Source organism: uncultured Gimesia sp. (assembly GCF_937910335.1).
GTDB lineage: Bacteria > Planctomycetota > Planctomycetia > Planctomycetales > Planctomycetaceae > Gimesia.
On the sequence record NZ_CALEMX010000003.1, the window covers coordinates 1 to 11,531 of the forward strand.

Below are 11,531 nucleotides of genomic sequence, written 5' to 3' on the forward strand. Positions count from 1 at the left end.
ACAAACGTGTGAAGTTGGGATACTACTGTCAGGAAAAGTAGTGGCTACTACATCTTAAGTTTGCGAACGCTCATTGCTTCGGCGTCGTCGTTCGGACGCTCATGAAAGATTCGTCCGCACATCATTACTCTCTTATGCATCCTTGATAATGTTATATCACGACTGACTAATTGCATACCACAGAGCTCACGGGATATTCTCAGACTGAATAAGTCTGTCAAGATCCTATACTCTCTGCTTCCCCTGTAGCAGATGATAACATGATCTTTCTCTGCTTTGGCTTTGGAATCAACACTTTAGAGCCTGGTATTGGCTATCATATAGAACGTTTTTGATCTTTAGGAATGACATCAATTGATTGTACCGATATTTCCCGTTTGGGTTGATCCTGAAACCGTCACAGGCCCAATTCGCTGCCCATTGTTAAGATGGCCCATCCCCTCATGTCTAGCATGCGGTGATTTTTCTCCATTTTTTCGTCCTTCTGCCACCAAGAAACGGCGGCTATCCGTAGCCAGGTCAACTCGGCCAAGTTACTGCAGGATAACCCGGTTCTGATGCGGATGCGTGAACTGGAAGTCCTGGAAAAGATCGCATCTCAGAACAAGCTGAATATTGTTCTAGGTGAGCAGGGTCTGGCGGACCGCGTGGTCAACCTGCTCTGATCGCCGAAATTTTGTGATCTACCCCGGGTTCGAGAAATCGAACTCGGGGATTTTCACCAGAATCGTTGACTGAATATATGCTACTCATCTTCATTAAGAGATATCCGACTTTTCACAAAAGCTGCCAGGTTCTCTACATCATCACTGCCGACTCTTAAGGTCCCTTTTTTTAGATTGAGTACGATGCAGTCACGGCCCCAGAGATTCCAGACCCAGCCGCCGCGCGGGCTGAGATGGATGCCCCAGCCCTCTATTATCGTCGTCCGATCCACTTCAACACTGAGAATGTTTTCGTACAAAATCGTTCTATGAAAGAGAGGCAGTGGCCCAAAGCGAATGCGCAGTCGGTCGATTTCATCCGCCACCGTTAAGTAATGAAAGGATGCTGCAATCACTGAAATGATCAGGCCAACGCTTGTGAAGATGAGATTCAGGAACGGCTGAGGTGGTTGATCTCTTGTGAACCAGCCCAGACAGAAAAGCATACCGGCAACCGCATAAAGTATGAGAGAAATTGGTGCCCGTTGCGTATGGTAATAGGTAGATAAGCTATTCATGTTCTACGCTCCCGCCGATTGTACTTCCTCTAGTTAATTATCATTCATTATTTTTAGCAAATGAAAAATTTACGCTATACAAGAATGATTCTTTGAATGAGAAAACGTGAAGATCACAGATTCGGATCAATTTATCGGGAATAGTATTCAGGGAAAATCAATATATTCGACAGGCACGTTGTCTGTGAGCCAGACCTGATTGGGCGTCACGAAAAATTCGTAGCCGGCCTGATGCATTTCGATCGCTCGGATTTTGAGTAAGACCGGTTTTCCTCTTCGTTTTCCGACGGTGAGGCCGATCTCTTCATCGACGTGCAGATGCACATGGTGCCTCTGCATTTTCCGGAGACCTTCACGTGAGATGATTTCAACAAATTGTTGTGTCGTTCCATGAAACAGAGTTTCAGGCGGGATCGCGGAGGCATACCCTAAATCGATCTCGATGGAATGCCCCTGATTCGCGCGAATATGTGTTCGCTCTTCATTAAAGGAAAACCGCTGTTTGTCGTTGGTCTGTACCACCTTTCCAATTCCTGGTACGACATCCCAAAGAGTCACATGGAAATTCCCCTCAGGTCGTAATTACAGGTTAATTAAGGAGATAATTAGAATTGCACCATCAAGAATAATTTGATATTAATCCCCCGGCTTGTGCTTCGTCGCGCTTAGTTTTCTGTCAGAACAGAAAGTGAGCACTAGAAGTATCGAATCACCTTAAAAGACGTAAGTCCCTAATATGATACACCCTATGACTTACATCCCCCTATAGCCAATCGACGAATACCTAGTAAAATGCTGTAACGGTTCCTCTTAGCCAAGAATCTAAGTGAAGCTGTGAAGGAGTACAAAATGGTTAATACTACTGAAGAATTACAAGTATTATACGCTGATAACAGCCCTTTAGTAGTCACACGTTTACACAAAGAGGTCCCAGGAGTTTATCTCGGGCCGGAAGTTAAAATAGACGAAACGGCAACAATTGGCCCCAATGCTGTTCTTCTTGGGCGAGATGAAAACGGAAATCAAGCTGCGGTCATAGAAGAAAATGCAAAAATCGGCGCGAATGCGACTATATTGCCTGGTGTCACCGTTGGGGTTCGCGCACAAGTCAATCCTGGTTCCGTTGTGACGCGTTCAGTCCCTCCCCTGGCCATTGTAGAGGGAAACCCGGCCAAGATTATTGGCTATGTCGAAACATACGATACTCAAAACCAGACAACTAATATTCATGACGTTGATTCCATTCCGCTGGGTTTTCGTCAGACCCGCGTTAAAGGAGTCACTTTACATCATTTCAATATGGTTCCCGATTTACGAGGCAGTCTTTCCGTAGGCGAATTCGAAAGGGAAATTCCCTTTGTCCCCAAGCGGTACTTTCTGGTATTTGATGTTCCTACTGCAGAAACACGGGGAGAACATGCACACTTACAATGTGGACAGTTTCTGATTGCCGTCAAAGGGAGCGTTAGTGTTGTCGTAGACGACGGCATGTTACGTGATGAAATATTACTTGATCGTCAACAGATGGGGGTTTACCTGCCCCCTCTGACCTGGGGAATTCAGTACAACTATTCAACGGATGCTGTCTTGCTGGTTTTTGCATCTGAGTTTTACGATTCAGAAGATTATATTCGAGACTATTCAAAGTTTTTAGACTTAGTGAAGCGCGCCGCATAATCTTCGATGCAACAATGTAAAAAATGATTTTAATTTCTGGAATATAGAAATAGATTCCATTAACCGAAGTATTCAATGGATTTAACAAAACAAGTAGTCTGATTTTCAAACCCTAACTACTGTTCCAAACATATGAGTAATTAAGCAAAGTAAAAACCCAATGATAGCAAATATCCTGGAACCTGAATTTTTGAGTGATATTGATTCCTGGCATGGTCATATTCCCTTTGCGTTTGAATTAATCAAGAATTTGAAACCAAAACGTTTTGTTGAATTAGGAACACACAAAGGGGATTCCTATTTAGCTTTTTGCCAGGCGGTTAAACACTACCAGACAAATACGAAATGTATTTCAGTAGATACATGGCAGGGTGATGAGCATGCAGGTGAGAACGATGAACTATATGGTGAAGATATCTATCAAACTCTGGCAACGTATCATGATGAAAGATATCAGTCTTTTTCATCGCTACAGAAAATGAAGTTTGATGAAGCACTTCCCACATTTGCAAATGGGAGTATTGATTTACTGCATATTGATGGCTTACACACTTACGAGGCAGTAAAACATGATTTTGAATCATGGTTACCCAAGCTATCAAATTGTGGCGTGGTTTTATTCCATGACACGGTTGTAAAATACAGCAACTTTGGGGTTTGGCAGTTTTGGGATGAACTATTGGAACAATACCCTGGCTTTGGTTTTTCGCATTCTTATGGTCTTGGTGTTCTGGCCGTTGGTAAAGAGATACCTGATTGGATTGGCGCTATTTGCTCTCTGGATCAACCAACGTTTGAGCGTTGGGTAAATCAATTTGAATTTTATGGAAATTCGATTTTAAGCCATTCTTTTAAAAGCCAAATTCAGTACTACCAAAGCCTGCTCGAACAAAAAGACGGACAACTTAAAGCATTCAGCGAAGAACGAGATCAGCAACTTAAAGCATTCAAGGAAGAACGAGATCAGCAACTTAAAGAACTCGCATTTGCACAGATGATTATTCAAAGAAGAGACAAACGATTGGCTGATCTTGATGCTCAGATTGAGCAAATCGGAACTCAGTTTACTGGTTCTCAACAGGTTGTGAGAGAGCAGAAAGACCAGATTACAGAATTAATATCTCAGTTTTCTAGCTAGTTAAAAAGGCTCGTTACAAATGGATTTCATAGATGTCATCGTTCCCGTTTATGATGGTTTTAGTGATACCAAAAATTGTCTGATCTCATTAAGTGAGTCGCTGAAACAGAACGACATTCGTTGTAACGTGATTGTCATTAATGACAAAAGCCCAAACCAGGAGTTGACTCACTGGCTACGAGATTTTGCAACGTTTCATGATTTCCAACTAATCGAAAATGAAACAAATCTGGGGTTTGTCGCCACAGTTAATAAGGGGATGAGTGCTAATACAAACAGTGATGTTATCTTATTGAATAGTGATACTATCGTTGCCAATAACTGGATTGATCGAATGGTCGATTGCGCCTACTCCAACCCTAAAGCTGGTACAATCACCCCCGTTTCAAATAATGCAACGATCTGCAGTTTTCCTAATTTCTGCAAGGAAAACCCACTTCCCCAAATGAGTGTTTCGCAACTTGATGACGTTTTTGCTTCCGCGAACTATGGATGCAGTGTTAAAATTCCAACTGGGGTTGGTTTCTGTATGCTCATCACACGAGAATGCTTGAAGGAAACCGGCTTCTTTAATGAGGAGGCATTTGGAAAAGGGTACGGGGAAGAAAATGATTTCTGTATAAGGGCAGCAGAAAAGGGCTGGGATAACATTTTCTGTCTGGACACCTATATAGCGCATGTCGGTAGTGTGAGCTTTTCATCAAAAAAACAGGCCCTGGTTGATAAGGCCATGGTCACACTTGAAGAATTACATCCCGGTTACCATCAATTAATTGAAGCGCATATCAAAACAGATCCTGCTAAAATATTTCGAATGCGCGCCTACCTGGATATGCTTCAACAATCAACACTTCCCAATATATTACTAATCAGCCATAACTTAGGGGGAGGAGTCGAGACCCATATCCAGGAGTTAATGCAGGTCTATCAAAATCAAGCAAATTTTTTAGTGCTCAAATGCAAAAAAAATCAGACTTATGTTTTGTCTCTGGGAGAACTCGATGATCTTTTAAATTTTGAAATTCCAGAACAATACGAAGACCTTGTTAACCTGCTAAGTGCAATTGGGCTATCAAAAATCCATATTCATCATACTATGGGATTAGATCCGACCCTTTGGAAACTGGGCCAGAGTTTAGATATTTTGATGGACTATACCATTCATGATTTTTACCTCATCAATGGCAATCCTACCCTGACCAATAAAAAAGGTTATTTTTGCTCCGAGATTGAGACACGTGACGAGTTATGCACTGAAGTTTACCCCTTACCCTGCGATGGAGGGCCAGAGGTTTGGCGAAGCGGCGTAAGAGATTTCCTGAATAAGTGTCATCGCATTATTCTACCTTCCCTGAGTGCAGCAGAAATATTTCAAGACTATTACCCAGAATATGACTTCACTGTCGCCTACCACCCCGATTCTGAATTATCGAACTATCCTGCACCAGTCGGATGGGAACTAGACAAAAAGACGTTAAACATTCTGACATTGGGAGCTATTAGCCAGGTAAAAGGAGCAAACCTGCTTGAACAAACTGCAAAGATTGCACAAGAAAACAATCTCCCCATTCAGTTTCACTTACTAGGCTATGCCTATCGTCCTTTACATCACAGTATCACAAATCATGGACCATATCAGCCTGACACTTTAGACAAAAAGTTAACTATAATAAAACCTGACCTGATCTGGTTACCTGCCTTATGGCCAGAAACCTATAGTTATACTTTGAGCGAATCGCTATTTGCAGGAACCCCAGTCGTTGTCCCTGACATTGGTGCTTTTCCTGAGCGGGTTGCAGGAAGACCTTGGGCCCAGATTTATCCCTGGAACTCTTCACCCGAGTTCATGATTGATTTATTTTCCAAGCTGAAAGCCGAGGGGATCTCTCAAATACATGACAGATCCATCAGCAAAATCGACGATCATTTAGAGCATTGCTTCTACGCAAAATATTACTTACCAGATGCTATTTCTGCTAGAAAACCCAATACATTCTATATAAATGATGAATGGCTCGAAGCATTTTCAGCTCCCAAAGAGTTAGATAAAGATCTAACCAGCCCTGAAAAATTATTAGTCAAAATGTTCCATTTTCGCGACACCACTGCAGGTCGTGTCCTCAGCCAAATGATCCCAATTCAATTCCAGCGAAAACTCAAAAAGTGGTTATCACAGAAGCCAATCCATGAACTTACCAGTTAATCATCAACAGCCACACGTTGGAGTGATCATTGTCAACTACAACTCAGGTGACAAGCTGCTCCTGTGCATAGAATCACTTTTAAGAGTCAATGTAGAACTCAAAATCGTGATTGTTGACAATGCTTCTAGTGATGACAGTCTTTCACTGTTGAACTCTTCTTATGCCAATGAATCCAAACTCCGCATTATACGAAACCAGGAAAACTTTGGCTTTGCAGTAGCCTGTAATATAGGAGCCCGACAAGCGACCGGTGACTATCTCTTCTATTTAAACCCCGATTGTAAAGTCCATGAAGATGCCATATCAAAATTGATAACCTGTCTATCTAATGATTCCAAGATCGGCATGGCAGGAGGGTTGTTACTTAATACTGATGGTTCGGAGCAAGTGGGTGGTCGACGAGCTGTTCCCACACCCTGGCGTTCGTTAGTACGTGTATTTCATCTTTCTTTCCTCTCTCATCGTTACCCTCGACTGTTTTCTGATTTCAATCTACATCTACAACCGTTACCCGATCATCCTATTGAAGTGGAGGCTATCTCCGGTGCCTGTATGATGGTCTCGCGAACCGCCTATGAAGATGTTGGTGGACTGGATGAAAAATATTTTCTTCATTGCGAAGATTTGGATTGGTGTATGAGCTTTCGTATGAAAGGCTGGAAGGTGATGTTCGTCCCCGATGCCAAAATATCACATTTCCAGGGTGCCTGCAGTCGTTCTCGACGTGCGTTGGTAGAATGGTACAAACATAAAGGGATGATGCGTTTTTATCGGAAGTTTTTTCATCATCAATATCCCGGATTTTTAATGTGGCTTGTCGCTCTAGGTGTCTGGCTCCGTTTTGGTTTACTTGCGTGTTACTTCTCTACTCGACGCGGACTGAGATGGTTTAAAGAAGTGATTCCTGCAAGAAAATATGTTCTCACAAGCGGCAAGCCCAACAGGTCCATTTAGCTTTCATCCACATAACCCAATCACTCTGAATCACCGGTCTCTTAATCGTTCGCCTTGCATATCCTGACAGATAAGCCAACATGATCTCTAATTTCAATTTTGATTAGTGGCAAACAAGTGAGTTGAACGGCCATACTTATACCCCAATGTTTCGCAGACATGAATCACGGCCCGGTTGGTGGATTGAGTTGTATTAACGAGACAGGACATTCCCTGCTCGCACATCCAATGCATCAATGCGCTGTTCAACGACCGATACCAGCCTCGACGCGATTCGTTGACCGCAACTAATACCAATCTTCCCACAGGGTATTTCCCCAACGGATCAATGCCTACAGAACCGCAAACAAACGCGTCAGGTGGTGCATCATCGACTACCGGAACAAGTACAATATCAGTGAGCCCTTTAACGCATTGTTCTACATATTCGGCTAAAAAATGATCAGCAGTTTCAGTTGAGAAAAATGGATCTGCGTGAAAACGATCGTAATCATTACGGGCTTGCATCGCCACCTGTCTTAGATTTGGAATATCTGCGGTTGTAGCTGCTCTAACCGGATATTTATTCACACTATCTTTCATTTTTAATTGATCATGAAAATACGTTACTCTTGTTTCGATTAACCGTAGTCGGGCTATGCCAAGAGCCTGTAAAACAACTGTATCTTCAGATGGAACTTCTGCAAACAGATATATTCTCTGGTGCTGCTTTGTCAGCTCTGCTAACAAGTTCGTCAGCAATCCAGCAATTTGCGACTCGGGTTTCTCAAGATGATCATCCCAGTCAACAAAATCTAACCTGAAAGTGGGACAATCAAAATAGTTACTATCCCATTCGAGTTTTTTATACCAAAGTCGGACGCTGTCACCAAAACAATGTAAATAATCACTTGTTGTTGAACAGGTAAAGCCTTCTAAAACAGAATTGGATATTTCCGATTCATTACCACGCAAAAAACTTAAAGGAGAGTAATAAAACGCACGCTGCTGTAATGACGTGAGTTTCAGATTCATTAGTCTCTCCTGGAATGATTGAATTCATGTTGGTGCATTACGATATGCAAAGGTCTGGACTTTGTATTTTCATATGTGCGCCAGGCATAAGAGCCAACAATCCCCAGAGAAAATATATTGAATGCACCAAAGAAAACAATCGCGATAATGGTAGCCGTATAACCGGGTACTTCAATCCAATTCATCATCCGAAAAATAACCACCAGCAAACCAAACAATGCAGATAATCCAGATGTAATCCCCCCCACCTGGATGAGGAGCCGAATTGGCAGATCGGTAAAAGCAAATGTGCTATCCATTAAGTAATTGATTTTCTTTCCCATAGTCCAGGCTGACTTTCCATGTAGTCTTTCCCGACGTTCATAACTGATAAACTTTCGACGAAAGCCGACCCAAAACATCTGAGCAATCAAGGAACTGTGCCTCTCTTCAAGTTGTAAGAGTTGATCTCTAAATTGTTGATTGCACCCGAAAATATCAACGCCACCTGGAGGAACTTCCGGCACCACAAAATTTCGATATAAGCCCCAAAAGATGCTAGATGGCAATCTTGTTAAAAAGGGATCGTTGCGCGCTTCTCGAACAGCAATGACAACATCAGTTTCGTTCTTCTCCAATTCAGACCACATCTTTATAACCAGTTCCGGCGGCTCCTGAAGGTCCGCTGCCATGACAGCATAATACTCGCCGACCGCGGCTTGTAAGCCAGCGCGTATAGCTGAAAATGATCCAAAATTACGTGATAATAAAATTAATTGAGAAGAAAACGAATAATTGGGAAGTTCGCTTAAGAGTATTTCGTAACAACGATCTGGACTGCCATCAATGACAAATACCACTTCCAGATGATACGGCGTTTTCTCTTGAAGTGAGGTCAACGCAGCCAATAGATCGGGAAGATTCGCCTCGTTTTTATATACGGGAATAATGAGAGAGCAAGTAGGAGTAGCCAATTCATTGCTCCTTTGCAATCACTGAGATTTTCGTCTCAAATATCTGCCTGATGTAATCCAGTTCTGCGCTGGTGATCCCAGTATAGCAAGGTAAAGAAAAGATTTCCTTCGTCGCAAGAATTGATTGATCCAGATTAAGTGAACGATATGACTTTCCATTCATCGACTTTTGATCTATGTCTAAAACTGGATAATGAATGTCTACCGCAATACCATTATCGTTGAGTGTATTACAGATTTGCTCACGATTTTTGTGCCGAGCCACAAATAGATGACTGACATGTTCGACACAAGGAGTCGTGACGACCTCAACTATACCCCGACATGATTCATATAGATGTGCGCAGATAGAACGTCGTTTCTCGTTATTAGCAGCAAGTTGCTTCAATTTGGCTCGAAGAATGGCAGCATGAATTTCATCAAGACGACTGTTTCGACCATCGGAAACAGTACTGCAGTATTTTGAAGTCCAGCCATACTGGCGTATACTCTTGCAACGCTCAGCGAATTGCTCATTCGATGTCGTAATTGCTCCTCCATCACCTAGCGCACCTAAGTTCTTGGTGGGATAAAAACTGAAGGTAGCAATATCGCCAAGAGAACCAACCAAGCCCCCTCGAGAAGTTGCTCCATGTGCTTGAGCGCAATCTTCGAGAATTTTAACATCAACATGACCGGCAGCATCTAATAGTGCTCTTAGTTTTTTGATATCAACAACTTGTCCATAGAGATGCGTGGCAATCACACACTTTGTCTTGGAGGACACCGCAGAAGATACGAAATCCACGTTCATTAAGAGTCGATTTTCGTCCACGTCAATATATACAGGACTGGCCCCCACCAGATTACAGGCAGTTGTGGAATAACCTCCTGCATTCGCTACTGTAATGACTTCGTCGTTGTGGCCAACGTCCAGGGCACGGAGCGCGATTTCCAGTGCATCCGTTCCATTGCCGACGGCACAACAATAATTCGTGTTACAGAATTGAGAAAATTCCTGCTCGAAGGCAGTAACATTTTCTCCCATAATATAAATGCCACTTTCGATTACTTTTTTGATCGCAGCATCAATTTCGAGAGAAAGCTCATCGTTTTCTCTCTTCGGCTGATTAAAGAGAATTTTCATTTTTGCTTGTACATCTCTAGTTTAATAATCCGATAATTCCCGGTTACGCCCCCGGGGTCAATTCTTAAAGGCTCTTGCAGGAGTTTTCCAGGAATTGAAAATAACAATTTATTCACTCCTTTGTTGATTCTGATTTGTATCTGATTTTCACCTATATAATCTTCATCGCCGGGATATCGATAAAAAATATACATTGTTGTTTCTTGAGGAGCTTCAATCTCATACCTCATATGAACAATGTTGTTATTCACGGACTTAACTTGTGGTAAAATAATTTGCGCGGGCGAGGATTGCGCATCCACAATAACCTGACCATTCTCAGAAGTATTTGTTGCGTTGAGGAATTGTGTTTCTTTCAAGCTATCACTTAATTGAAAGACAAGCTGACTTTCATCATTCTCTGTGGTTTCATCCAGTATTCTAATTCCCCCCTTACCAGGATTATACAGAATCCTGCAGAGTGCACAGTGTGGCCCTTCACTGCAAAGCGGAACGAGTTGTGAATTTGTGTAATTCCCGAGTTTGACAATTGTTATTCCACTTTTGAGCGCAACAGACCCGGCTTGTGGCCAGATCGGCATGGTATCTGCGAACTGCATAATTGATCTTTGTTCTTCCAGAGTTGCAGGCTGATATTCATCAATGCCCATCGAACGCATTAAAGATAATATTCTGTGTACGTTGCCCTGATCCCAATTATAAAAAGAGGCACCAATTGTTTGTCTTTCAACAATTAAAGGATACTTGGAACGAGAAATATTTCCCACTAAAGCATAAACGCGTTTCGCATCACCTTGATCTTCATGCTCGACATGGAGTGCATCCAGCCGATTCAAGATCCGCAGGCTCAGTGCACGATCTGCCTGCCACGAAACATAATCTGCAAAAGCAAACCGATTATTAATTGTTACGAATTGAAAAGTTGTTGAACAGACAGCCAGAATGATCACAAGTCTCAGAAGATCCGAACTAGTTGCGAGTGATAGAAAAACCAGGCCGCTTAATACTAAAGGCACAGCCAGCAGCGCTCTGGTTGGCATGACCCCTGCACTAATAATGTTTAGTGAAAATGGACTTACCAAAATAATAAGTACGATTATGAGTGCGAAAAACCTGGTTGACGGTGGCTTTTTTACTTTCAAAATTTGAACGATCACTGAGAAGAAAGTAATCAAGAACAGTATAAAGAGAGACGTAACATTTTGGTCATAAATATCATCTTTTCCCAGATAGTGATTCTTCA

General features: G+C 42.3%; 10 protein-coding genes. 4 read left to right on the forward strand and 6 right to left on the reverse strand.

What is annotated here, in order from left to right; genetic code table 11:
• Nucleotides 1-745: 745 nt before the first annotated feature.
• Nucleotides 746-1,222, reverse strand: coding sequence for a hypothetical protein (locus Q0668_RS00085; RefSeq protein ID WP_298858698.1), 477 nt, complete (start codon nucleotides 1,220-1,222; stop codon nucleotides 746-748).
• A gap of 147 nt (nucleotides 1,223-1,369) precedes the next feature.
• The gene (locus tag Q0668_RS00090; RefSeq protein WP_298858700.1) at nucleotides 1,370-1,744 is read right to left on the reverse strand and encodes an RNA 2'-phosphotransferase; all 375 of its coding nucleotides are present in this window, start codon (nucleotides 1,742-1,744) and stop codon (nucleotides 1,370-1,372) included.
• Nucleotides 1,745-2,071: 327 nt separating this feature from the next.
• Here Q0668_RS00090 and Q0668_RS00095 point away from each other — a divergent pair, with 327 nt between their 5' ends.
• From Q0668_RS00095 to Q0668_RS00110, 4 genes are all read left to right on the forward strand, one after another.
• On the forward strand, nucleotides 2,072-2,899 hold the full coding sequence (locus Q0668_RS00095; protein ID WP_298858702.1) for a WxcM-like domain-containing protein: 828 nt from the start codon (nucleotides 2,072-2,074) through the stop codon (nucleotides 2,897-2,899).
• A gap of 190 nt (nucleotides 2,900-3,089) precedes the next feature.
• On the forward strand, nucleotides 3,090-4,037 hold the full coding sequence (locus tag Q0668_RS00100) for a class I SAM-dependent methyltransferase (protein WP_298858704.1): 948 nt from the start codon (nucleotides 3,090-3,092) through the stop codon (nucleotides 4,035-4,037).
• Nucleotides 4,038-4,056: 19 nt separating this feature from the next.
• Nucleotides 4,057-6,240, forward strand: coding sequence for a glycosyltransferase (locus tag Q0668_RS00105; protein ID WP_298858706.1), 2,184 nt, complete (start codon nucleotides 4,057-4,059; stop codon nucleotides 6,238-6,240).
• Nucleotides 6,224-7,195, forward strand: coding sequence for a glycosyltransferase family 2 protein (locus Q0668_RS00110; RefSeq protein ID WP_298858708.1), 972 nt, complete (start codon nucleotides 6,224-6,226; stop codon nucleotides 7,193-7,195). The genes Q0668_RS00105 and Q0668_RS00110 overlap by 17 nt, the downstream gene beginning before the upstream one ends.
• Before the next feature lie 93 nt (nucleotides 7,196-7,288).
• On the opposite strand, the gene Q0668_RS00115 is transcribed toward Q0668_RS00110, so the two are convergent.
• The 4 genes from Q0668_RS00115 to Q0668_RS00130 form a co-directional block, all read right to left on the reverse strand.
• Nucleotides 7,289-8,209, reverse strand: a complete 921-nt coding sequence (locus tag Q0668_RS00115) for a hypothetical protein (RefSeq protein ID WP_298858710.1) — start codon at nucleotides 8,207-8,209, stop codon at nucleotides 7,289-7,291.
• Nucleotides 8,209-9,162 (reverse strand): glycosyltransferase family 2 protein, encoded by a 954-nt coding sequence (locus Q0668_RS00120; protein WP_298858712.1) that lies wholly within the window; start codon nucleotides 9,160-9,162, stop codon nucleotides 8,209-8,211. The genes Q0668_RS00115 and Q0668_RS00120 overlap by 1 nt, the downstream gene beginning before the upstream one ends.
• Nucleotide 9,163: 1 nt before the next feature.
• Nucleotides 9,164-10,288 carry a DegT/DnrJ/EryC1/StrS family aminotransferase gene (locus tag Q0668_RS00125; protein ID WP_298858714.1) on the reverse strand — a complete coding sequence of 375 codons (1,125 nt, stop codon included), beginning with the start codon at nucleotides 10,286-10,288 and terminating at the stop codon, nucleotides 9,164-9,166.
• Nucleotides 10,285-11,531: hypothetical protein (locus tag Q0668_RS00130; protein WP_298858716.1), on the reverse strand; the 1,247-nt coding region annotated here is incomplete at its 5' end. The genes Q0668_RS00125 and Q0668_RS00130, both read right to left, overlap by 4 nt.